Consider the following 22,940-nt stretch of genomic DNA (forward strand, 5'->3'; position numbering starts at 1 on the left):
TCAGGCGCGCACCGCGTCACGACGGCGGACATCACCCGGGCAGGCGCGCGGCGCCGCCCGCGGCTACGCGACGCTGCGCTGGTACACGTCCGGCACCCCGTCGGCGTCGTCGTCCACGGTCTCCTCGGCGCACAACCGCCGGTAGTGCGCGTCGCGGACCCGCAACACGACCGCCGCCAGGACCGAGGCGGCCAGCGAACCGAACAGGATGCCCACCTTGGCGTTGCCGTCGCGGACGCTGCCCATCCCGAACGCCAGCTCGCCGATCAGCAGCGACACCGTGAACCCGACGCCGGCCAGCAGGCCCAGTCCGGACACGTCCCACCAGCTCAGCCCGTCGGCGAGCCGGGCCCGGGTGAACCGCTGCACCAACCACGTCGAGGCGATGATCCCGATCGGCTTGCCGAGCACCAGGCCGACGACGATCCCGACCGTCACCCCGTCGCGCAGCGCCGCGCCGAAGCCGCCGCCGGCGGTCACCGACACACCGGCGGCGAAGAACGCGAACACCGGCACCGCGAACGCCGCCGACACCGGCCGCCACCGGTGCTCGAAGTGCTCCGCCAGCCCCGGTCCGGGACCCTCGGCACGGCGCAGGACCGGCACCGTGAACGCCAGCAGCACCCCGGCGACCGTCGCGTGCACACCCGACGCGTGCACCAGCGCCCAGGTCGTGGCGGCCAGCGGCAGGAGCACCCACCAGGACCGGACCCGGCGCTGTACCAGGATGCCGAACGCGGCCAGCGGCAGCACCGCGAGCAGGAGCGGCACCAGCGACAGCGACGCCGTGTAGAACAGGGCGATGACCATGATCGCCAGCAGGTCGTCGACGACGGCAAGGGCGAGCAGGAACGTCCGCAGCGCCGCCGGCAGGTGGGTACTGATCACGCCGAGGACGGCGAGCGCGAACGCGATGTCTGTCGCGGTCGGCACCGCCCACCCGGCGAGCGACCCGTGCGCCGTGCTGGCGTTCACCGCGACGTAGGCGGCTGCCGGTACGGCCATCCCGCCGATCGCGGCGGCGACCGGAAGGGCGGCGCGTCTGGGGTCGCGCAGGTCGCCGGAGACGAACTCCCGTTTCAGCTCCAGACCGGCGACGAAGAAGAAGATCGCGAGCAGGCCGTCGGCGGCCCATTCGGCCAGGGTCAGGTCGAGATGCCAGGCGGCCGGGCCGAGCTTCACCGACGAGACGGTGTGGTACCCGCCCGACCACGGCGAGTTCGCCCAGGCGAGCGCGAGCACCGCGGCGGCCAGCAGGAGCACGCCGCCGGTCGTCTCGGTGCGCAGCACGTCGCCGATGCGTTTGACTTCCGCCCAGCTGCCGCGCGCGAACAGGTTGGGTGCCGGCCTGTTGATCATGGCGGTCCTCCGGTGGGGTCGATGACGAACGACGCCGACCAGGCTTCCCGGCACACCACTGTCCAGCGTACGGCACGTCCACGTCATGCGCGGAGGCGAGCGCACCTGGACGGCGCCGGTGGCCGCGGTCGTGCGCCGGCACCCGGCGGGGTTCAGGCCAGGGCGAAGTAGCGCAGCCACAGGTACGGCACGCACACGGCGACGGTGACGGTGGCGACGATGAGCCCGTACTTGGTGAACTCCCAGAAGCTGATGGGTTTGCCGGCCCGTTCGGCGAGGCCGAGGATGACGACGTTGGCCGACGCGCCGACGGCGGTGGCGTTGCCGCCGAGGTCGGCGCCGAGCGCGAGGGCCCACCACAGGACCTGGGACTGGCTGGTGTCGCCGTTGGCGTGCACGAGGTCGGCGACGATCGGGCTCATCGTGGCGACATACGGGATGTTGTCCACGATCGCCGACAGCCCGGCGGAGCCCCACAGCAGCACCATGGAGGCGAGGAGCAGCTTGCCTTCGACCGCTCCGGCGAGCGCCTCGGACAGGCTGCCGATGACGCCGGTGTGCACCAGGGCGCCGATCATCACGAACAGGCCGGCGAAGAACGCGAGGGTCGGCCACTCGACGTCCTTGGCGACGTCGGTCGCGTCGAGGCGGGAGAAGGCCAGCAGCGCCAGCCCTCCGATGAGCGCGACGACGGACGGCTCCAGCGCCACGACGGTGTGCACCGCGAACGCGATCGTGACCAGGGTCAGGACGCCGGCGCTGAGGGCGAGCAGCCGCGGGTCGCGGATGGCGTCGCGTTCCCGCAGCGTCATCACCTGCGCGACCCGGTCCGGGTCGGTGCGGAAGGCCGAGCGGAACAGCACCCGGCACAACGCGACGAACACCACGACGAGCAGGATGACGATCGGCGCGAGGTGGATGAGGAAGTCGTTGTAGGTCAGGCCGCCGCGGCTGGCGATGATGATGTTCGGCGGGTCGCCGACCAGGGTCGAGGTGCCGCCGATGTTGGAGGCCATCGCCTCGGCGATGAGGAACGGCGCGACCGGGACGGCGAGGCGTTCGCAGACCAGGAACGTGACGGGTGCGATGAGCAGGACGGTGGTGACGTTGTCGAGCATCGCGGAGGCGACCGCGGTGACCACGACCAGGATGGTCATGACCCGGAACGGGCGGCCTCTGGCGCGTTTCACCGACCAGATCGCGAGGTACTCGAACGCGCCGGTGCGTTTGAGCACCGAGACGATGAGCATCATGCCCAGCAGCAGGAACAGCACGTTCCAGTCGACGGCGGTGTCCTTGTCGAAGAACGCGTGCTCGGCGTCGGTCGCGCCGATGAGGAGCATGACGACGGCGCCGCCGAGGGCGGCGGCGACCCGGTGGATCCGCTCGGTGGCGATGAGGACGTAGGCGACCGTGAACACGGCGACCGCGACCCAGGCGGTGACGCTCACAGCGCGAGGAGCCGGTCGAGGAGCGCGTCGAGGGTGACCGCGCCCATCAGCGTCTTGTCCTTGTGGACGACGGCGACCAGGGGGACACCGGTCCGTGCCATCAATGCCGCGATCTCCAGGACGGTGGCGTCGCCGGCGACGACGGCGAGGTCCCGGCTGTGGCCGGGCAGGGTCTGGGCGACGGTCCGGTCGCCGAGCTCGCGCAGGAACAGGTCGGCGGCCTGCTCGTCGATGACCGCGGCGAGGGCGGGGTCGTCCTGGCAGTACTGCGGGATCGCCATCCGCAGCACCTGCGTGCCGGCCAGGACGGTGAACGGGTACCCCTTGCCGTCCAGGACGATCAGCCCGGGCAGGTCCTGCCCGGCGAGCAGCCGGGCCGCCTCGATCGCCGGGGTGCCGAGCTGCACGGTCGGATAGGGGGCGGCGAGTTCGTCAGCGCGCACGGGGGCCTCCGGTGTGGGAGCGGTCATGGTGGAGCGATCGCCGACCAGACTTCCCGGCACACCTTCGATCAACGTAGCGCACCCGGCGCCGCGCCGCGTGTCAGCCACGCTCGGTGCCGGTCGGGTCGTAGCCGGCGCGGTCGGCAGCGGTGCGCCGGCCGTCCGGTCGGCGCAGGATGCGCCGGCCCCGGGTTTCCAGGCGTTGCTGCCAGGCGGGCATGAGGTGCGGGTCGAAGCCGCGGGCGACGATGATGTCGGTCGAGGAGTGCAGCACGATGCTCAGCACGATGGTGAGCGCGACCAGTGTGAAGATCTCCTGCGCGGCGGCGACGCCGGAGGCGAGGACGAGCAGGCCGTAGACGACGGAGGCGAAGCCTTTCGGACCGAACCACATGGCGGCGAGCTGCTCGCGGGTGCCGAGCCGGGAGCCGAGGAAGGACAGCCACAGCGCCAACGGCCGGGCCACGACGAGCGCGAGGATCGCGAAGACCCAGCCGGTCCAGCCGATGTCGCCGAAGAACGCCGGCGCGAGCAGGGCACCGAAGACGAGCAGGGCGGCGAGCTTGAAGATCTCGGCGATGAGCTCACCGAAGTGTTCGAACGCCGCGCGTTCCTTGTGTCCGATGCTTGCCACGGTGATGCCGGCGGCGAACGCGGCCAGGAACAGGTTGGCGTGCGTCGCCTTGCCCAGGGCGAGGACCAGCAGCCCGATGGCGACGGCGTTCAGCGGTGCGTACTGCTCGGAGACGGCGAACCAGCGGGTGCGCTCCAGCCGGATCGCGATCCACGGCACGGCGACCCCGATGGCGATGCCCAGCAGCAGCTCCCAGCCGATCGAGACGAGGTGCAGGTCGTCCTCGTGGGCGACAACGGCGAGCAGCACGACCACGAACGGCAGCGCGAGCCCGTCGTTGACGCCGGACTCGACGTTGAGCAGGTGCCGCAGCCGGCCGGGGACCTTGTCGTTGCCGACGAGCGCGGCGGCGAACACCGGGTCGGTGGGCGCCAGGATCGCGCCGATGAGCAGCGACTCCACCCAGCCGAGGCCGGCGACGTAGTGCGCGAGGACGGCGGTGACGAGCAGGGTGAGGGGCAGGCCGAGGCCGAGGGCCCGGCCAGGCAGCTTCCAGGCGGTCCGCAGATCGGTCCAGCCGACCCGCATCCCGTCGGTGAACAGCACCGCGAACAGCGCCAGCTCGGCCAGCGACGACACCACCGGCGACTGTGCGGTGACGTGCACGAGCCCGAGGACACCGTCACCGACGAGGAACCCGGCGCCGAGGAACACCACCGCGGTGGACAGCACGGTGCGATGGGCCAGGGCGGACAGCAGGACCGCGATCAGCAGGACAGCGGCGAACACGAGCAGCAGGGTCAACGTGGTGTCCTGTCGGTGGGCCTGTGGCAGGCATGGTCAGGGAACCACCGACCAGACTTCCCGGCACACCGGCCGACAATCTACCGGACGCGGGCAACCTTCGGGCGTCTGGATCCGTGGCCTCGTGACGCCGGGCCGGGCGAAGGTTCAGCCCTGGTCGATACCGCTCAGCGCTTCCCCGGCGGCCGGACCGGGCGTAGTGTCAGCGCCGGTGTGCCGGGAAGCCTGGTCGGCGGTCATGTCGCCGATCCCTCCAGGAGCCTCCGATGGACGCGCCCGCGATCCGCACCAGGCGGCTGTCGAAACGGTACGGGCGCACGACCGCGCTCGACGCGCTCGATCTGGAGGTGCCGGCCGGGGAAGTGTTCGGGTTTCTCGGCCCGAACGGCGCCGGTAAGTCCACGACGATCCGGCTGCTGCTCGGGCTGATCCGGCCCAGCACCGGCTGGGCGTCGATCTTCGGGCATGACGCGTCGGACGTGGCGCGTGCCCACCGGCTGCTGGGTCATGTCCCGGCGGATGTGGCGTTGTGGCCGAGGTTGACCGGTGCGGAGATCCTGGAGCTGCTCGCCAGCACCGGCCCTGGTACCGACCGGCGGTACCGGGATGAGCTCGTGGAACGCTTCGCGCTCGACGTGTCCAAGCCGGGCCGGACGTACTCGACCGGTAACCGGCAGAAGGTGGCGCTGGTCGCCGCGTTCGCCACCCGGGCGCCGCTGCTGATCCTGGACGAGCCGACCAGCGGCCTGGACCCGCTGATGGAGCGCGAGTTCCGCCGGGCCGTGGTCGAGGCACGCGGGCGCGGCCAGGCGGTGTTCCTGAGCTCCCATCAGCTCACCGAGGTCGAAGCGGTCTGCGACCGGGTCGGCATCTTGCGCGGCGGCCGCCTGGTCGAGGTCGCCGCGGTCGCGCGGCTGCGCCGGTTGCACCGCACCGAGGTCGAGGCGACCTTCACCGGTCCGGCGCCGGACCTGTCGCACCTGCCCGGGGTACAGGACCTGCGGCGCCCAGATGACGGGCGGCTGCGGTTCTTCCTCACCGGCCCACCGGTCGAGGTGCTGCGGGCTCTCGCGGCCGCTGACGTGTCCGGTGTTCGGATGCGGGACCCGACGCTGGAGGAGGTCTTCCTCGACTACTACGGCGACGCCGGGCCGCCCGGACCGGCGCGATGAACGCACCCTCCGCCGCACCGCCGCCGCCCCGGCACCCGTCCCCGCAGCCGGGACGCGGGCCGGCGGCGGCGGTGACCCGGCTGGCCGCGTCCCAGGTCTGGAGAGGCGCCACGGTCGTCACCGTGCTCAGCGCCGGCATGACCGCCGTGGTCGCCGGCACCTACCGCGGTACCGTCGGCGACGCATTGGACCGCCGCGCGCTGCTGGCGCTGGCCGGGAACCCGGCCGTCAGGACGATGTTCGGCGAGCCGGTCGCACTCGACACCGCCGGCGGGTTCACCGCCTGGCGTACCGGCACATTCCTGGCCGTGCTGCTCGGCGTCTGGGGGATCCTGGCCACGACCAGGATCACCAGGGGTGAGGAGGACACCGGCCGTTGGGCGCTGCTGCTGGCCGGCCGGGTCTCGCTGCGCGCCTCGGTGGTCCGGCACGTCGCCGTCGTCGCGGCGGCCCCGCTCGTCGCCGGCGCCGCGGTGAGCGCCGCGCTGCTCGTGTCGGGTACGCCGGCGGCCGGGGCGGCGCTGTACGGGGCCGGGCTGGCGCTCATCGGGCTGTTCGCGGTCGCCGTGGCCGCACTCTGCGCGCAACTGCTGCCCAGCCGCGGTACGGCCGCGGGCACGGCGGTCGTCGTCTTCGCCGCCGGCCTGCTGATGAGGATGCTCGGCGACGGTACGCATGCCCTGGCCTGGCTACGGTGGCTCAGCCCGTTCGGGCTGGCGGCGCTGACCCGCCCGTTCGACGCCGACCGGCCGGCACCACTGGCGGTCCTCGCCACCGCGACGGCGCTGGTGCTGGCGGCCGCCGTCACCGCGGCGGCCCGCCGGGACCTCGACGCCGGCCTCGTCCGGGTCAGCGACAGCCGCCCGGCCCGGCTCGCGCTGCTCGGCTCCGTCACCGCGTTCGCGATGCGGCGGGCCTGGCCCTCCACCGCCGCCTGGGCCGCCGTCATCGGCGGGTTCGTCGGGTTGCTCGGCTGCGTCGCCGCGTCCATGACGGCCTTCCTGCGAGGCAATCCCCGGTTCGCCGAGCTCGCCGCGCAGGCCGGCTTCGCCGGTCTGGACTCGGTCACCGGGTACGCCGCGACGATGTTCGCGCTCCTCGCCGTGCCCGCCGGGGTGTTCGCCGCCGTCCGGGTCGGTGCGATCGCGGAGGACGAGCGCGCTCGCCGCCTTACCCTGCTCTACGCCGGTCCGCTGCCACGTGCCCGCCTCCTGGCCGCCGAGACGGCCGCCGCCGTCGCCGGGGTGCTCGCGCTGGCGGTGGTCGCCGCCACCGCGATCTGGGCCGGCGCCGCGGCGTCCGCCACCCGGCTGCGGCTGCTGGACGCGCTGGCCGGTACGGTCAACACCCTGCCGATCGCGCTGCTGTGCCTCGGTGCCGGCGTCGCGGCGCTCGGCTGGCGGCCGCGCGTCACCGTCGGCGTCGGTACCGTCCCGGCGGTGGGCGGGTTCGTCCTCAAGGTGGTCGCCGACAGCGTCGACGCGCCCGGCTGGGTCGCCGCCGGGTCACCGTTCCAGCATCTCGCGCTCGTGCCGCAGGTACCGGTGGACTGGACCTCGACCAGCGTCATGCTCACCGTGGCGGCGGTGCTGTGGCTCCTGGGCGCCGCCGGCTACCAGCGCCGGGACCTGGGTGGCTGACCGGCCCTGCCGACGATCCGCCCAGGATCCTGCTTCAGTTTCCGCCCGGCGCGCCGATACCAGAGATGCGCTCTGTTCAGCGCACGCGGCCCAGGTCCGGTTCTGCACGTCGAAAGGCGCAACCAGATGTCACAGCTCTTCGCGGGTGCGGACCCATCCGGCGTCCGGCAGGGCAGCGGTGCCGCGGGCAGCGGCCTGCTCGGCCCGCTGGTCGCCGACCGGCCGGTCAGAATCAAGATCATCATGTTGATCGCCGTGATGACCGTCGTGGCGGGCACGATCGGCGTGCTGGCGATCAACCGGCTGAACGACCTCAACAACCAGACGAAGGAGCTCTACCACAGTGGGCTGATGCCGCTGAACCGCATCAACGACGTGGCCAGAGCGATGTCCAGCGCCCGGACCACCGTGCTCAACCACGCCCTCAGCACCACCGACGCCAACATCGCCAGGTTCGAGCAGCTCATGGCCGCCGACGACACGACCTTCACGGCACTGCTCGACGTCTACGCCGGCAACAGCGTGGCGCCGCGGCTGGTCGGGCAGCTGCGCGACGCCTGGTCGCAGTACCAGGCGATCCGCGACGACCAGATGGTCCCGGCCAGCCGGCGCAACGACTACGCGACGCTGGAACGCCTGCGCGACACCGTGGCCGGGCCGGCGTTCGACAAGGCCGAAGCGATCGTCCGGCAGATCGTCGACCTGGAGACCAAGGACGCCGTACGCCGGCTGGGCGTCGCGCAGTCGGCCTACACCTCCGCCCGAACCATCACCCTCACCGTGTTGATCCTCGGCACCCTCCTGGCCGTCCTGTTCGGCCTCTACGTCGCCAGGATCATCGTCAATGCCGTCGGCCGGGTCTCCTACGTCGTCGAAGGGCTCGCCGAGGGCGACCTGACCCGCACCGCGGGTGTCACGCAACGCGACGAGGTCGGCCGGATGGCCGGCGCCCTTGACGCCGCCCTGACCAGGCTGCGGGGCACCGTGCACAGCATCAGCGGCAGCAGCCAGACCCTCGCGGGCGCAGCCCACGAACTGTCCACCGTCAGCGCCCAGCTCGCCGGCAGCGCCAAGGCCGTCAGCGCACAGTCCGGCACCGCCGCGGCAGCGGCCGAAGAGGTCTCGCGCAACATGGACACCGTGTCGGCCGCCACCGAGGAGATGACCGCGTCCATCCGCGAGATCGCGACCAGCGCCAGCGAGGCCGCCGCGACCGCCCACGGCGCCGTCGGGGTGGCATCCGCCGCGACCACGACCGTCTCCAAGCTCGGCCAGTCCAGCACCGAGATCGGCAACGTGGTCAACCTGATCACCAGCATCGCCGAGCAGACCAACCTCCTCGCCCTCAACGCGACGATCGAAGCGGCCCGCGCCGGCGAGCTCGGCAAAGGCTTCGCCGTCGTCGCCAACGAGGTCAAGGACCTGGCTCAGGCGACCTCGAAGGCCACCGAGGACATCTCCACCCGCGTCGGCACCATCCAGCACGACTCCACGGCCGCCGTCGAAGCCATCGAGCAGATCACGTCGGTCATCGACCAGATCAACGGGTACTCCGCCACCATCGCCACCGCCGTAGAGGAACAGACCGCCGTCACCGACGAGATCGGCCGCAACGTCAGCCAGGCCGCCACCGGCACCAGCCAGATCACCGCCAACATCACCGGCGTCGCCACCGCGGCCCAGGCGACCACCACCGGCATCGAGGAGACCCGGCGAGCCGCTGACGGGCTCGCGCGGATGTCCAGCGACCTGCAGACCCTGGTCGGCAGCTTCAAGGTGTGAACCAGCAGACCCGGCAGCCGATCCGCCGCGGCGGCAGGCACCTGCCGCCGGCCCGCCGCCCTCCCGACGCAACGCCATCGCGGCGCGCCACTGCTACCCAGGCGTCGCTCGGCTGCGCCAGGTGAAGCCGGGTCAGGAGCCGGCGCCCGTGTACGAGCGGAGGGCGCGCCGCCAGGCGAGGGTTGCCAGCGCGAGGGCGAGGGCTGCCACGACGGGCGCGAGCGGCAGCAGGTAGGGGTTGAGCCGGCCGAGGAGCGCGGCGGCCGGGTAGGTGGTCAGGAACGCGATCGGCACGATGGTCAGGATGGTCTGTGCGGGGTTGCGGTACAGGTCCACCGGGAAGCGGGACAACTCGTTGAAGGCGTAGGTCACCCGGCCGAGCTCCTCGGCCGCGACGAGTCTCACGGCGGCCGCCATCATCAGGACGGTGAGGGCGTACATCAGCAGCATGGCGCAGGCCAGCATCCACGCGAACGAGGCGAGTGCGGCCACGGACGTGCCGCGGCCGGTGAGGATGACGCCGGTGGTGGTGAGGGCCAGGCCGAGCGCCGGGTCGAGCAGGGTGGCGACGTTGAGGTGGCGCAGGCTGACCAGCAGTTGCGCGTCGAACGGTTTGAGGAGCAGGAAGTCGAGCGTGCCGAGGCGCACGTAGTCGGTCATCCGCTCCAGGTTCGGCTGCAGCAGCATCTGGCGTAGGCCGTTGAGGGTGAAGAACAGGCCGATGACGACGAGGACCTCGGCGTTGGTCCAGCCGGCCACGGCGCCGGTGTGGCGGAAGTAGACCGACGCGCCGGCGGCCGCCCACAGCATCCAGAACACGCTGAGCATGATGTTGGAGACGAAGTTCAGCCGGTACTCGGCCTCCCCGGCGACGGCCGCCCGCCAGCAGATGCCCAGGACGCGGAGGTGGCGGGTCCATCCGGTCATCCGTCCACCGCCTGGTAGCGGCGGATGCCGCGGCGCCAGATGGTGCGGTACAGCAGGGCGAACACCGCGAGCCAGCCGGCACCGACGGCGAAGCCGTACATGGTCTGCCGCAGGTCGAGGCGGCCCATCAGCAACTCGACGGGGAAGCCCATCGTGGTGCGGAACGGCAACACGGCGGCCGCCCGGCGCAGCCACTCCGGCATGAGTGCCAGCGGGGCGACCCAGCCGGAGGCGAACGAGCCGAGGCCCCACCAGAGCATCCATGCGTTGGTCGTCTGGGTGCTCCAGAACCCGACCAGGGCGAAGGTCGAGGCCATGAGCAGGCCGAGCGCGTAGGCAAGGGCCAGCGCGACGGCGACGGCGGCGAGCCGGACCGGATCGGCCGGGTAGTTCAGGCCCGGTGTGAGCAGTGCGGCGATCGTGAGCGCCGGCGCCAGCACGGCCAGGAACACCAGCCGGTTGCCGAGGTTGCCGGTGGCGTACTGGTGGAACGGATGCACGGGGCGGACCAGGCGCACCGACAGGTCGCCGCTGCGCATGTCCGCGTCCCACTGCCAGACGACCTGGTCGCCGGAGAGGTTCCAGAGCAGGGTGGCCGCCGCGTAGTAGGACAGGAAGTCGCCGCTGGTCCAGCCCGCCGGTGGTCCGGCCTCGGCGACCACGGTGAGCCACACCGCCATGGTCAGCAGCGGAAAGAAGCCGGTGATCACGCCGAGGACGATCCGCCCCCGGTAGGTGAAGGCCATCAGCATCGCGCTGCGCACGAGCGGCGGGTATGCCGCGAGCAGGTCACGCATCGGCGAAGACGGCCCGGATGATGTCCTCCACCGGCGGGTCCTCGATCGCGACGTCCTCGACCGGCAGGGTGGTCAGCAGCCGCGCCGCGATCGCCGCCGTTTCGGTCCGCGGGACCATCAGTGTGACGACCGCACCGTCCACGTCGGACACCTCGCCGAGGCCGGTCCACGTCCGCGCCGGTACGGCCTCGCGCAGGGTGACCCGGACCAGCCGGTGGGGCGAGTGCGCCTCGACCAGCGCCGTGAGGTCACCGTCGAAGCGCAGGGTGGCCCGGTCGATGACCAGCACCCGGCGGGCCAATGCGGTCACGTCGCCCATGTAGTGGCTGGTCAGCAGGATGGTCGCACCGTGCCGGGCGTTGTAGTCGCGCAGGAAGGCGCGGACCGCCGCTTGGCCGTTGACGTCCAGGCCGAGGGTCGGTTCGTCGAGGAAGACCACGTCGGGGCGGTGCAGCAGCGCTCCGGCCAGCTCGCAGCGCATGCGTTCGCCGAGGCTGAGGACCCGCACCTGCTTGCCGAGCAACGGTTCGAGGCCGAGCAGCACGACGAGTTCGTCGAGGGCCGATCGGTAGGGTGCCGGCGCCAGGCCGTAGATCGCCCGGTTGACCTCGAAGGCGTCAGCGGCGGGCAGATCCCAGAACAGGGCGTTGCGCTGGCCCATGACCAGCGAGATCCGGCGGAGGAAGGCGGGTTCCCGGTGGTGCGGGACGTGTCCGAGCACCCGGACGGTGCCGGCCGTCGGATGGAGCAGGCCGGTGAGGCATTTCAGTGTGGTGGTCTTGCCGGCGCCGTTGGGGCCGAGGAAGCCGACCATCTCCCCCTCCGGGATGGTGAAGCTGACCTGGTCGACCGCGCGGACGGTGTGGTGCTCGCGCCGGACGAGGGAGCGCAGCGCGGCGCGCAGTCCCGGTTCGCGTCGATGCACCCGGAAGTGCTTGGTCAGCTCGCGTACCTCGATCACGGCATAGCCGTCCGGACGGTGATCCCGTCGGGGAGACCGGCCACCGCGGGTTGGGCGCCGCGCGCGACGGTGATGTCGACGGATCGCCCGGCGATGCGCAACCCCTTGGCGGTGATGGCGCCGAGCGGTCTCGCCGCCGGAGGTGCCAGGCTCAGACGCCCGGCGGGGACGTCGGGGTCGAGGCCGAGGAGGGCCTGGAGGATGGCCACGGAGGCGGCCGCGGACCAGGCCTGGGGCCGGCAGGACGCGGGATAGGGCACGGGTCGGCCGGTGTCGGTGGAGCTGTCGCCGGCGTAGAGCTCGGGATGGCGGTACTCGAAGGCTTCGGCGGCGGTGAGCAGCCCTTCGGCGAGGACGGCGGCGGCGTCGCTGTGCCCGGCGCGGGTCATGCCGAGCATCACGATGGCGGTGTCGTGCGGCCAGACGGAGCCGCAGTGGTAGGACAGCGGGGCGTATCCACCGTCGCGGGTGGACATGGTGCGCAGCCCGTACCCGCTGGCCAGGTCGGGGGCCACGAGCCGTTCGGCGACGGCCTTCTCCTCGTCGGCGTTGAGCAGTCCGGTGCCGAGCAGGTGGCCGATGTTGCTGGTGAGCGCGTCGACCTGGCGTTTGTCGCCGTCGAGGGCCAGGGCGGGGTAGCCGCCGTCCGGGCCGGGCACCCAGAACCGCTCCCGGAACCGGGCGGCCATGGCGTCGGCGTAGTCGCGCCAGCGGTCGGCGCCGGGCCGGCCGAACGCGTCGAGGAGGCGGGCGCCGTGCATCGCGGCGGCGTATGCGTAGCCTTGGACCTCGCACAATGCGATGGGTGCGGTTGCCAGCCGGCCGTCGCGGTGGCGCACGGCGTCGGCGGAGTCCTTCCAGCCCTGGTTGGCCAGGCCCTGTCCGGTCGCGTCGACGTATTCGAGGAAGCCGTCGCCGTCGGCGTCGGCGTACCGCTCGATCCAGGTAAGGGCGGCGTCGAGGTTCGGCAGCAGCGCGGCGACCTGGTCGGCGGGCATGCCCCAGCACCACGCGTCGTGCAGCAGGCTGATCCACAGCGGGGTGGCGTCGATGGTGCCGTAGTAGCTCGCGGGCAGCGTGACCGACTCCTGCCGGATCTCGTGAACGATCTTTCCGGGCGCCTCGGCCGTGCGGGGGTCGAGCCGCTGCCCTTGGCGGCGGGCCAGGACCCGCAGCGTGCCGGCGGCGAGGTCGGTGCCCAGCGGCAGCAGCATCCGGGCCGCCCAGATGCTGTCGCGGCCGAACAGTGCGAGGAACCACGGCACACCGGCGCCCAGGAAGGTGTCGCCGGAGCCCGGGTCGTCGGTCAGCCGCAGCGACTCGAGGTCGTCCAGCGCCTGGTCGAGCAGGCGGACGAGGCGCCGGTCGTCGGCGCGGACGTCGGGGCGGGCCCACTCGACCGGGCGGTCCGGCGCGGCCACGACCGCGCCGCGGGACTGCAGGTCGACGCGCCAGCGCAGGGTCACGGACTCGCCCGGGGCGAGCGTGACCAGCCAGGACAGCCGCGCCGGTGAGGTCGTGACGAGGGCTTCCGCGGCGGCCACGGTGGTCCCGCCCGGCCAGGCGAGGCCGTCGGACGTGGCGGTGGTGGCGCGGGGTGGTTCGGCGGCGCCGTCCTTGACGCGTTCGATGAGGGCGTTGTCACTGGCCAGGTCGAGGGTGACGGTGCAGGAGACGGTGTCGAGCGCGGCGGAGGTGACGCGGATCTGCTCGCTCATGGCGGACGGCAGCACGCGCCGGAGCCGGTCGACCCGCACCGCCGTGTCGGGGGTGCGGCCGCCGAAATGGCGCAGCAGCCCGACGAAACGGGCCGCTCCGGGCCCGGCCGGGGCGTAGCTGATGGGCTCGGGCTCGTGTCCGTCGACGCGGAGGACAGCTTCGGACAGCACCCGCCGATCGACATGGAACAGGCCCTGGACCCCTGCGGCGCGGATCTGACCGTCACGGCCGGACAGCGCGCTGCTCGGCGCGGCCACCGTGGGCACCAGGTCATGCAGCAGTGGCTGTGTCGATTGCTCGGCAGTCATCCGTTGTTTCCTCGCTCTTGACGTGCTGGCAGGTGTGCGGGGTGGTGAGGCAGGCGTCTGGTGCCGGCGCCCGCGGCGCCGCTCGGCTCGGGAGGCGGGCCTGACCCGCCTCCCGACGATGGGGCCCGACTGCGGCGCGGGCTAGCCTTTTTCGGCGCCTTCGTTGGCGCCTGGGACGAAGTAGCGTTGGAAGATCACGAAGATGACCGCCACCGGGATGGTGGCCAGGAGGGCGGCGCCGAGTTTCAGCGGGTACTGGTTGCCGGAGCCGAGGGATCCGCTGACCAGGTCGGCCAGCCCGCGGGGCAGGGTGAACAGGGACGGGTCCTGCACGGCGACGACGGTGTGGGGGAACTCGTTCCAGGAGCCCTGGAACGCCAGGATGGTCAGGGTGATCAGCGCCGGCCGGGCGGTGGGCAGCACCACCGACCAGAAGGTCCGGAAGGTGCCCGCGCCGTCGAGGCGGGCGGCTTCCTCGATGCTGACCGGCACGGAGTCGAAGAACTGCTTCATGATGAAGACGCCGGCGGCGTCGGCGATCATCGGCACGATCAGGGCGGCGTAGGTGTTGTAGATGCCGAGCTGGTTGAGGACGAGGAACTTCGGGATGAGCAGGACCACGCCGGGGACCGCCAGGAGCCCGATCAGGGCGGCGAAGAGCGTGCGCCGGCCGGGGAAGCGCAGCCGGGACAGGGCGTAGCCGGCCATGGAGCCGAACAGCACGCGGCTGATCGTCACGATGACGGTGACCAGGACGGAGTTGCCGAGCCAGGTCGGGAAGTCGGTGCCGCTGAAGATGCGGCTCATCGATTCGGTGGTGAACGGGTGCGCGATCGGCGAGAGCGGGTTCGCCGACGCGTCGGCCTCGGTCTTGAACGAGTTCGCGATCTGGATGACGAACGGGTAGAGCACGACCAGCGAGAAGAACACCAGGATGGCGTAGCCGGCGAACCGGGTGGCGAGCGTGCGCATGTCAGGGCCTTTCCCGCAGCACCCGCCGCTGCAGCAGGGTGAGCACGACGATGATCAGGAAGAGCACGAACGAGATCGCCGCGCCGGAGCCGTAGTCGAAGTCGCGGAAGGCGGTGCGGTAGGACAGGTAGGCCGGGGTGAGGGTGGTCTTGGCCGGGTTGCCCTGGCTCATCACGTAGATCTGGTCGAAGACCTGCCAGGTGCCGATCAGGCCCAGCGTGAGCACCAGGAACGTGGTGGGCCGCAGCTGCGGCAGGGTGATGTACCGCAGGCGCTGCCAGCGGCTGGCGCCGTCGATCAGGCCGGCCTCGTCGAGCTGGGCCGGGATGTTCTGCAGCGCCGCCAGGAACATCAGCATGAACGTGCCCGACGTGGTCCACACGACGAGCGCGATGATCGCGCACATCGCGACGCTGGGCCCGGAGACCCAGTCCCACCAGCTCAGGCCGAGCAGGCTGTGCTCGGTCATCGCCGCGGGCGGTGCCTGCTCGTCGGCCAGTCCGACCGCGCCGAGCGCCAGGTGCAGCACGCCGCGCGGATCGGAAAACCATTGCGGGCCGTCGATGCCGAAGAAGCCCAGGATCTCGTTGATCGCGCCGGTGTTGGCGAACATGAACAGGAAGACCACGCTGATCGCGACGGAGCTGGTCACCGACGGGAAGTAGAACGCGGTCCGGAAGAAGCCCTTGCCCTTGAGCAGCCGGTTGTTGACCACGAGCGCGAGGCTGAGGGCCACCAGGGTCTGCAGCGGCACGACCGCGGCCACGTAGTAGGCGTTGTTGCGGATGCTGGTCACGAAGTTCTGCCGGGCCAGCCCGTCGTCGGCGAACAGGCTGGTGTAGTTGTCCAGTCCGGCGAACGGGACACCCGGCTGGAACGGGCTGCCCTGCCCGTTCCAGCGGGTGAGGCTGACCCACAGCGCCATGAGGACCGGCACCACGAGGAACAGTCCGAGGACGATCACCACGGGTGCGACGAAGAGCCAGCCGGCTGCCCGCTCGTTGCCGCGGATGCCGCCGCGCTTGGAGTCGGCCACGGCCGTCAGCCGCCGAGCGCCGTCTTGGCGTTCTTGTCGAAGCGCTGCAGGACGGCCTTCGGGGTGCTGGTGGCCAGGCCCTGCAGGCCGGTGTCGAGGTCGGCGAGGACGCTGTCCATCTTGGGGGCGTTGACCGGGCCGTGGCCGTAGGCGGCGCCGGCGATGAACGGTGCGTCCTCGGGGAACTTGGCCGTGTATTGCGCCTGGGCGGACTGCCGGGACGGCATGACACCGTACGCGGTCGCGAACTGCAGCTGCTGGTCGACGGCCGTCATCGCCTCGACGAACTTGATCGCCTGCGCCTTGTACCTGCTCTTGGCCGCGATCCCCCAGCACTGGGTGAACGACAGCGTGCCCTTGGTGCCCGTGGGGCCGGCCGGCAGCTCGTGCACGGTGTACTTGACGGTCGGGAAGTCGGCCTTCATCGCCCCCTTGATCCAGTTGCCCTCGATCGTCATGGCGGCCTTGCCCTTGCCGAACGCCTCGCCGCCCCAGCCGGTGTCGAGCTGCTTCGGGAACTTCGCGAGGCCGTCCTTGAGCAGTCCCTGCACGTAGGTCAGGGCGGCCTCGTTCGCCGGGGTGTCGGCCGTGGCCTGCTTGCCGTCGGGGCTGGTCCACCACCCGCCGTTCTGCACGAGGAACGCGCCGATCCGGTCGCGGGTGTCGCCGATCGCCAGCGGGACGATGCCCTTGGCCTGGAGCTTCCGCGCCACGGCGGTCAGCTGGTCCCAGTTCTTCGGCACGTCGGCGTCGGTGAGCCCGGCCTGCTGCCACAGCGCGGTGTTGATCTCCAGGGCCAGCGTCGAGCTGTCCTTCGGTACGCAGTACACCTTGCCGTCGTAGGTGAACGCCTGGCGCAGGCTCGGGTAGAAGTCGTCGAGATCGGAGACCTTGCTGGCGTAGGGCTCGAGCGCCCCGACGCTCGCGTAGTCCGCGAAGCGGGCCGCGTCGACGTAGAACACGTCCGGTGGCGTGCTGCCCGCGAACGCCTGCCCGAGCTGCTGGACGATGTCCTGCGCCGGGGTGACCGTGGCCTTGTTGCCGGAGCCGCTCGCCCACGCGGCGGCGGCCTCGGTGACGGCCTTGGTCTCGGCGTCGCCGGACGAAGCGATCAGGATCTTCAGGTCGGCGGCGCCGCTGCCCTGCTGGGCGCTGCCGCCCTTGTTGTCGTCGAAGCCGCTGCCGCAGGCCGTGGTGGTGAGTAACAGCGCGGTGGCGACCGCGACCAGTCTGACGTGCTTCATCGGGGGCTCCTTACAGGGGTGTGCTGTGGCGGAGGACGAGGGACGGTTCGAACAGGAGTTGACGGGGCGGCGCGGAGCGGTCCAGGACGCCGGCGAGCAGGTCGATGCAGCAGGCCGCGGCCTCGGTGAGGGGCTGGCTGACGCTGCTGAGACCGACCACCCGGGCGACCGCCGTGTCGTCGAAGCCGATCACCGCGCACGGGTGGCCGGACTCGCGGGCGGCGCGCAGCGCACCGAGCGCCAGCGAGTCCGACGCGCAGACCAGCGCGTCCAGTGACGGCAGGAGGTCGGCGACGGCGGCGGCTCCGGAGTCGATGCCGTCCTCGACCGCGACGTCGAGCCCGGTGCCGGGCAGGCCCGCGGCGGCGAGGGTGGACGCCCAGCCGTCGCGGCGGGCGTCGCCGACACCGGAGCCGGCCGGCCAGCCCAGGAAGCCGATCCGGCGGTGGCCGGTGCCGAGCAGGTGCCGGGTCGCCATCGCGGTGCCGGCCGCGTTGTCGACGTCCACCCACGAGTGGGTGTCCGGCGCGCCCCAGGGCCGGCCGAACGTCACGAACGGCACCCCACGCTCCGCGAGCCACGACGTGCGCGCGTCGCCGTGGTGGGTGCTGGTCAGGACGAAGGCGTCCAGGTCGTAGGAGGTCAGCAGGCTTTCGAAGGTGGCGATCTCCTCCGTGTCATCAGTGGCGGTGTAGAGCATGACCCGGTATCCGGCCGGCGCGGCGGCGTCGGTGAGCCCGTGCAGGAAGCGGTCCAGCACCGAGCCGTTGATCCCGTCGCGGTCCGGCTCGATGCGGACCGCGATGAGCCGGGACCGCCCGGTGCGCATCTGGCGGGCCGCCTGGTTGGCGCGGTAGCCGAGCGCCTCGATCGCCTCGATCACCCGTGCCCGGGTTTCCTCGCGCACGACCTCAGGGGTGTTCAGCACGTTGGAGACCGTCTGCCGGGAGACCCCGGCCCGTTCGGCAACGGTGGCAATCGTCACTTTCGGCAACTTCGCCCTCCTTCGCGCTTTTGAACGATCAAATCTTGATGTCACCGCATTTGATCGTTCAAGTTGCTGGAATGTTAAGGACAATGCGCCACCGCACGGCGCTCTGTCAAGGCCCACCCGGCGAACCCGTCTCAAGCCGCGCCGACCCCTGCCGATCTGCCGGGTGTGGTCCGCCGCAGCAGGAAGACGGTGACGGTCGCGCTGGTCGCTGTCGGCGCGGCGGCAGCCCTCATCCCCAGGGCGTCGTCACAGGCCGGATTCAGCAACCGCACCTCGAACGCGGGCGACACGTTCGGTGCGGGCACCCTCCAGGCCCCGACCGGGCTGAGCCTGATGCCGCAGTGCGCCGGCACGACCCCGAGCGTCGACGCCACCTGGACCGCCGCGGCCGGCGGGTCGGCGCCGACCGGGTACCGGCTGCAACGCCGCCTCGGCGGGGTCACGCAGAACACCGTGCAGACCGCGGCCACGTCAGCGACCGACACCGGCATGGCCAACGGGCAGACCTACGACTACCAGGTCTTCTCCTACCTGCAGAGCTGGACGTCGCCGGCCGCCACGCAGAGCGCCTATGTCGGCTGTGCGGCGAACCTGCTCACCAACCCGGGCTTCGAGAGCAACGCCGACGCGTCGCCGTGGCGCCTGGACACCACCGGCAATTTCGCAGCCGTGTCGAGCAGTCCGGTCCGGACCGCGGCGAAGAGCATGCGGGTCCCGGTGAGCACCCAGGCCTACACGGCCGTCCCGGTCACGGCCGCCACTGCCTACACGTTCACCGCGTGGGCGTGGACGGCGTCGGGCACCACGACCGCGAAACTGCGGGCGGTCGCCGGTGCCAGCCCCTACGGCACCGAGATCGCCAACGTGCAGGGCACCGGCACCGCCGGCACGTGGGTGCAGGTGACGCTGCCGTTCAACTCCGGCGCCGCCACGACCGTCACGCTGATCGTCAGCACCTCGACCGCCGTGGGCGACATCTTCATCGACGACGTCGCCCTGTCGTGAACCGCCGGCCCGGCCGTCAGCTCCGGGTCTCCCAGGTGATCTTCACAACGGCCGAGGCGCCCATCGCCGAATTCGGGGCGTCGGTCGCCAGCTTGTAGTTGAACCGGAACACCCGCGTGCTCGCCACGTTCGCGACCGGCGTCCACGCCGACGACACGCTCGTCGTCGCCCCGGCGCTGTAAGCGTTCTTCGCGGTGAAGTCCGACAACATCCGCCCGGCGGTGATCGCGGTGTCGGCGGTGTTGCCGAACACCGTCGACCCGGTCAGGCCCGTGCACGAGCCGCCGGAGCCGAAGATGCCGGTGCCGGCCGCGGTCTCGACGCTCCAGTTGATCGACGACGCGACACCGCCACCGCCGCTGCCCGGGGTGTCGGTCGCGTCGCCGGGGGCGACGAACAGCTGCACCGGCGCCGACGGGGTCACCGTGCCGGACCAGGACACCGTCACGCAGCTGCTGCCACTCGCACCGGGCACGAGCCCGGAGACGTTGAACATGGCGGCGTTGCTGTCATTGTCGGTCAGGGCGAGCACGCCCGCCGTGAGGGTGTTCGCGCTGTTCGACGTCGAGGCGCTGAACGCCGCGTAGGAGGTGTGGTAGACGACGCCGGTGCACGCCGTCAGGGCGACGACGACGGAGGCCGCCCCGCCCCATCGGGTACGGCGTCGTGCGGGAGCCCGGTGCTTCATGCCACGAACGTCGGCGCGCGTCGGCCCACCTTGAACACCGGGAACCGTCGTGCCACCGGCTTACGCCCGGTCGGCAGCCATGCCCCTGCTCGCCAGGGCGGACAGCAGCACCAGGGCGACGCCGAGGCCGGCGAGGTTGCCGTAGGCGCCGTCGCGCAGCCACAGCCCCGGCAGCCCCACCCACGGCACGCGCAGCGCGGCGCGGCCGGTGACGTCGGCCACGCTGACGTGGGCGGAGTCCGCGGCGGCGGCGGCGTCGCCCTTCGTCACGACCGTCCCGTCGGCACCGACCGCGACGACCCGGTGCAGCACGAACCGGCGCGGGTCGGACGGGTCGCGGAAGCGCAGCACCCGCCCGGGGCGGATGTCGGCGTCGCGGACCGGTGCGGCCACGACCACGTCACCGATGGCGATCGCCGGGGTCATCGACCCGGACACGACGACGGACGCCGACCAGCCGAACGCGGTCGGGATCACGGTGGCGGCGACGAGCCCGGCGAAGAACATCAGCACCGTGGCCGACACCCGCGCGAACAGCTGCGTCACGCCTCCTCAGGTCGGCAGGCGGACGCCCGACCTGAGGACCACCCGACACTCACGGTCGTCGCGGCGGTGAACGTCGCTCAGGCGATCATGGGCGTCCGGCGCTGTCGAACCCGCCGAAAGTACGACCCGCACCGTGTTCGGCCCTCTTTTGGACCGATGTCAATGCGGAAGCACCCGATCATGCTGAATCCATGCTCACAACCGTTCACCTGCGGTCCCACCGTCGGCGTGGCGTGGTCGCCGCGGTGTGCCTGCTCGCGATCGTCGCGACCGCCGCGTCCGCGACGCCGTCGGCCGAGGCCGGCGATGCCCGTGCCGGCCGTCCGACGGCGACACCACCGGGCGTACCGCACCTGCCCGAGCCGACCGGTCCACGGCCGGTCGGCTCGACCTCGCTGTACCTGGAGGACCTCGCGCGGCCGGATCCCTGGGTCCCGGCGGCCCGGACCCGGCAGCTCATGGTCTCGCTGTGGTACCCGGCGAAGACGAAGCACGGTCCGCGGGTGCCGTACCTGACCCCGACGGAGTCCGAGCTCGTGCTGCAAGGCACCGTGGGTGCACCGTCCGACGTGCTGAGCACGACACGGACCAACGCGATCCGCGACGCGGCACCGGCGGCCGGCGGGCGCGCGCTGCCGCTGGTCGTGCTGTCCCCCGGCTTCACCTGGCCGCGCAGCTCGCTGTCGGCGCTGGCCGAGGAGCTGGCCAGCTGGGGCTACGCCGTGGTCGGCATCGACCACACGTACGAGACGTTCGCGACGACCTTTCCCGACGGGCGGGTCACCACCTGCGCCGCCTGCGAGCTGGAAGACGTCGACGACTTCGGCAGGAAGGCCGAGGCGAGCCGGGCGGCCGACATCTCCTTCGTGCTCGACCAGCTCACCGGCGCCCACCCGGTGTGGAACGGCGCCGGCCGGCTCGACCGGTCCCGGATCGCGGTGGTGGGCAGCTCCCTGGGCGGCGCGAGCAGCACCGAGGCCATGCTGCGGGACCCCCGTGTGCGGGCCGGGGTCAACATGGACGGCCAGATGTTCGCCCCGCTGCCCGCCGGTGGGCTGTCGCGGCCGTTGCTGCTGCTCGGCCAGCAGTCGTTCCACCGCCCCGGCGGCGTGGACGACCCGACCTGGGACGCCAACTGGCCGCTGCTGACCGGCTGGAAGCGTTGGCTCGTGGTGGCCGGCTCGGTGCACGCCTCCTTCACCGACTACGACCTGCTCGCCGAGCAGATCGGCGTCGACCTGGGCAGCGAACTCACCGGACCGCGATCCGTGCAGCTCACCCGCCGCTATGTCCGCGCCTTCCTGGACCTGCACCTGCGCGGCGTGGCATAGCCGCTGCTGGACGGGCCGTCACCGCGCTATCCCGAGGTCCGGTTCTGCTCGCCGCCCGCGACGACCTGCTGAGGCCGCCCGCCGGGCCGGCCACGATCGGCGCGGGCGGCCCGGCTCAGGCGGCCACCTGGGCGGCCGCGACCCGGTCCTGGGCGGCGCGGGCCTGCCGTTTGCCGTACGTGACGGTCCAGGTGATCAGCCCGACGAGCACGACGTACGGCAGCACATTGGAGATCACGACCATCGTGCCGGTGGACAGCTGATAGGCGAGCACGATGCGCAGCAGCGCCTCGGCGCACATCGTCACGCCCCACACGATCGTGATGACCCGTTGGGTGCGGCGGAAGCCGGGGTACTGCCACAGCCCGTTCCACCTGTCGATCGACTCCGGGGTGCCGTTGGTGGCGAACCGGCGGCCGAAGTAGAACATGAGCGGGCGTGGGCGATGCCGCAGCTGCGCGCCGCCGTCGCCCGGGTCTCCGAAGCGCTGCGGCCGGCGGTCGCCGGACACGTCGCCACGGTCCTGACCGGCTGACGGCGCCCGCGCCCGGCGCATGGACGGCGCGATCATCGTCGAGTCCGGCCCCGGCAGGGCAGCACCTTCACGGTGACGCTCCCCCGTGTCCGGGCACAGCCCGTCGTCCCTTTACCGGCATCCGCCTTCGCAGTAACGTTGATCTATGAGGCTGCGGCCGTACACCGACGCCGACCTGCCCCTGACCAGGGCGCTGGAGACCGACGCGGACGTCATGCGGCACCTCGGCGGCGCCGCCGGTGAGCGTCATGTGCGGCAGGTGCACGCGCGACGCATCCGCGGGGATCCCGGCGAATGGTTCCGCACCGTGCTGGTGGACCTGGACTCCGGGGAGTCAGCGGCCGTCGGGGTCGTCGCCGTGTTCCGCAGCGACTGGGACGGCGGGCAGATCGCTGAGGCCGGTGTGATGTTGCTGCCGGCCTACCAGCGGCAGGGGCTGGCGTACGAGGCACTGCGATCGTTGATCGATGAGGTCGCGGCCGACGGCCGCGTGGACCGCCTGCACGCGTTCACCGGCGTCGACAACCGGCCCGCGGCGTTGACCTCCCGCCGGCTGGGCTTCGTGTCGGCCGGCGTCTGCCAGGTCGAGTACGGCGATGCGCCGCTGCTGAGCGAGCACTGGACGCTGGACCTCAGACCGCCACCGAGGTAG

General features: G+C 72.0%; 21 protein-coding genes. 6 read left to right on the forward strand and 15 right to left on the reverse strand.

Annotated features, from left to right (window positions below; genetic code table 11):
* Positions 1 to 63: 63 nt before the first annotated feature.
* The 4 genes from nhaA to OP18_RS25645 all read right to left on the reverse strand — a co-directional run bounded on the left by nhaA (position 64) and on the right by OP18_RS25645 (position 4,631).
* Complete coding sequence (gene nhaA, locus OP18_RS25630; protein ID WP_033361575.1) at positions 64 to 1,359, reverse strand: Na+/H+ antiporter NhaA; 1,296 nt, start codon at positions 1,357 to 1,359, stop codon at positions 64 to 66.
* Between the two features lie 152 nt (positions 1,360 to 1,511).
* Positions 1,512 to 2,810, reverse strand: coding sequence for an ArsB/NhaD family transporter (locus OP18_RS25635; protein ID WP_033361576.1), 1,299 nt, complete (start codon positions 2,808 to 2,810; stop codon positions 1,512 to 1,514).
* Positions 2,807 to 3,253, reverse strand: coding sequence for a CBS domain-containing protein (locus OP18_RS25640; RefSeq protein ID WP_033361577.1), 447 nt, complete (start codon positions 3,251 to 3,253; stop codon positions 2,807 to 2,809). Before OP18_RS25640 ends, OP18_RS25635 begins: the two co-directional genes overlap by 4 nt.
* 100 nt (positions 3,254 to 3,353) lie before the next feature.
* Complete coding sequence (locus OP18_RS25645; RefSeq protein WP_033361578.1) at positions 3,354 to 4,631, reverse strand: cation:proton antiporter; 1,278 nt, start codon at positions 4,629 to 4,631, stop codon at positions 3,354 to 3,356.
* A 266-nt stretch (positions 4,632 to 4,897) separates the two neighbouring features.
* Between OP18_RS25645 and OP18_RS25650 the strand changes: the two genes are divergently transcribed.
* From OP18_RS25650 to OP18_RS25660, 3 genes are all read left to right on the forward strand, one after another.
* A complete protein-coding gene (locus OP18_RS25650) occupies positions 4,898 to 5,803 on the forward strand; it encodes an ABC transporter ATP-binding protein (protein ID WP_033361579.1) in 906 nt (301 codons plus the stop codon).
* Positions 5,800 to 7,443, forward strand: coding sequence for a hypothetical protein (locus tag OP18_RS25655; RefSeq protein ID WP_052387305.1), 1,644 nt, complete (start codon positions 5,800 to 5,802; stop codon positions 7,441 to 7,443). Before OP18_RS25650 ends, OP18_RS25655 begins: the two co-directional genes overlap by 4 nt.
* Positions 7,444 to 7,569: 126 nt before the next feature.
* Positions 7,570 to 9,225, forward strand: a complete 1,656-nt coding sequence (locus tag OP18_RS25660) for a methyl-accepting chemotaxis protein (RefSeq protein WP_052387306.1) — start codon at positions 7,570 to 7,572, stop codon at positions 9,223 to 9,225.
* A 132-nt stretch (positions 9,226 to 9,357) separates the two neighbouring features.
* Here the strand turns inward: OP18_RS25660 and OP18_RS25665 are convergent, their stop codons facing one another.
* From OP18_RS25665 to OP18_RS25700, 8 genes are all read right to left on the reverse strand, one after another.
* Positions 9,358 to 10,152, reverse strand: a complete 795-nt coding sequence (locus tag OP18_RS25665; RefSeq protein ID WP_033361580.1) for an ABC transporter permease — start codon at positions 10,150 to 10,152, stop codon at positions 9,358 to 9,360.
* Complete coding sequence (locus tag OP18_RS25670; protein WP_033361581.1) at positions 10,149 to 10,949, reverse strand: ABC transporter permease; 801 nt, start codon at positions 10,947 to 10,949, stop codon at positions 10,149 to 10,151. Before OP18_RS25670 ends, OP18_RS25665 begins: the two co-directional genes overlap by 4 nt.
* On the reverse strand, positions 10,942 to 11,910 hold the full coding sequence (locus tag OP18_RS25675) for an ABC transporter ATP-binding protein (RefSeq protein ID WP_033361582.1): 969 nt from the start codon (positions 11,908 to 11,910) through the stop codon (positions 10,942 to 10,944). Before OP18_RS25675 ends, OP18_RS25670 begins: the two co-directional genes overlap by 8 nt.
* On the reverse strand, positions 11,907 to 13,937 hold the full coding sequence (locus OP18_RS25680; RefSeq protein WP_033361583.1) for an amylo-alpha-1,6-glucosidase: 2,031 nt from the start codon (positions 13,935 to 13,937) through the stop codon (positions 11,907 to 11,909). The genes OP18_RS25675 and OP18_RS25680 overlap by 4 nt, the downstream gene beginning before the upstream one ends.
* A 141-nt stretch (positions 13,938 to 14,078) precedes the next feature.
* A complete protein-coding gene (locus OP18_RS25685) occupies positions 14,079 to 14,909 on the reverse strand; it encodes a carbohydrate ABC transporter permease (RefSeq protein WP_033361584.1) in 831 nt (276 codons plus the stop codon).
* A 1-nt stretch (position 14,910) separates the two neighbouring features.
* On the reverse strand, positions 14,911 to 15,945 hold the full coding sequence (locus OP18_RS25690) for a carbohydrate ABC transporter permease (RefSeq protein ID WP_033361585.1): 1,035 nt from the start codon (positions 15,943 to 15,945) through the stop codon (positions 14,911 to 14,913).
* Between the two features lie 5 nt (positions 15,946 to 15,950).
* The gene (locus OP18_RS25695; RefSeq protein WP_033361586.1) at positions 15,951 to 17,189 is read right to left on the reverse strand and encodes a sugar ABC transporter substrate-binding protein; all 1,239 of its coding nucleotides are present in this window, start codon (positions 17,187 to 17,189) and stop codon (positions 15,951 to 15,953) included.
* A 10-nt stretch (positions 17,190 to 17,199) separates the two neighbouring features.
* Positions 17,200 to 18,174: a LacI family DNA-binding transcriptional regulator gene (locus tag OP18_RS25700; protein ID WP_245635525.1), complete on the reverse strand. Its 975-nt coding sequence runs from the start codon at positions 18,172 to 18,174 to the stop codon at positions 17,200 to 17,202.
* A 198-nt stretch (positions 18,175 to 18,372) separates the two neighbouring features.
* Here OP18_RS25700 and OP18_RS25705 point away from each other — a divergent pair, with 198 nt between their 5' ends.
* Positions 18,373 to 19,188, forward strand: coding sequence for a hypothetical protein (locus OP18_RS25705; protein ID WP_156089771.1), 816 nt, complete (start codon positions 18,373 to 18,375; stop codon positions 19,186 to 19,188).
* A gap of 16 nt (positions 19,189 to 19,204) precedes the next feature.
* Here the strand turns inward: OP18_RS25705 and OP18_RS25710 are convergent, their stop codons facing one another.
* Together OP18_RS25710 and OP18_RS53010 are read right to left on the reverse strand one after the other, a co-directional pair.
* Positions 19,205 to 19,876 (reverse strand): hypothetical protein, encoded by a 672-nt coding sequence (locus OP18_RS25710; RefSeq protein WP_033361589.1) that lies wholly within the window; start codon positions 19,874 to 19,876, stop codon positions 19,205 to 19,207.
* Between the two features lie 60 nt (positions 19,877 to 19,936).
* Positions 19,937 to 20,422 carry a signal peptidase I gene (locus OP18_RS53010; RefSeq protein ID WP_052387307.1) on the reverse strand — a complete coding sequence of 162 codons (486 nt, stop codon included), beginning with the start codon at positions 20,420 to 20,422 and terminating at the stop codon, positions 19,937 to 19,939.
* Between the two features lie 191 nt (positions 20,423 to 20,613).
* Between OP18_RS53010 and OP18_RS51430 the strand changes: the two genes are divergently transcribed.
* Complete coding sequence (locus OP18_RS51430) at positions 20,614 to 21,753, forward strand: alpha/beta hydrolase family protein (protein WP_052387308.1); 1,140 nt, start codon at positions 20,614 to 20,616, stop codon at positions 21,751 to 21,753.
* A 115-nt stretch (positions 21,754 to 21,868) separates the two neighbouring features.
* Here OP18_RS51430 and OP18_RS25725 read toward each other — a convergent pair whose 3' ends face one another.
* On the reverse strand, positions 21,869 to 22,264 hold the full coding sequence (locus OP18_RS25725) for a VC0807 family protein (RefSeq protein ID WP_211273671.1): 396 nt from the start codon (positions 22,262 to 22,264) through the stop codon (positions 21,869 to 21,871).
* A gap of 169 nt (positions 22,265 to 22,433) precedes the next feature.
* Between OP18_RS25725 and OP18_RS25730 the strand changes: the two genes are divergently transcribed.
* Positions 22,434 to 22,940, forward strand: a complete 507-nt coding sequence (locus tag OP18_RS25730) for a GNAT family N-acetyltransferase (RefSeq protein WP_033361590.1) — start codon at positions 22,434 to 22,436, stop codon at positions 22,938 to 22,940.

This window comes from Dactylosporangium aurantiacum, assembly GCF_000716715.1.
In the GTDB taxonomy this organism is placed as follows: Bacteria; Actinomycetota; Actinomycetes; order Mycobacteriales; family Micromonosporaceae; genus Dactylosporangium; species Dactylosporangium aurantiacum.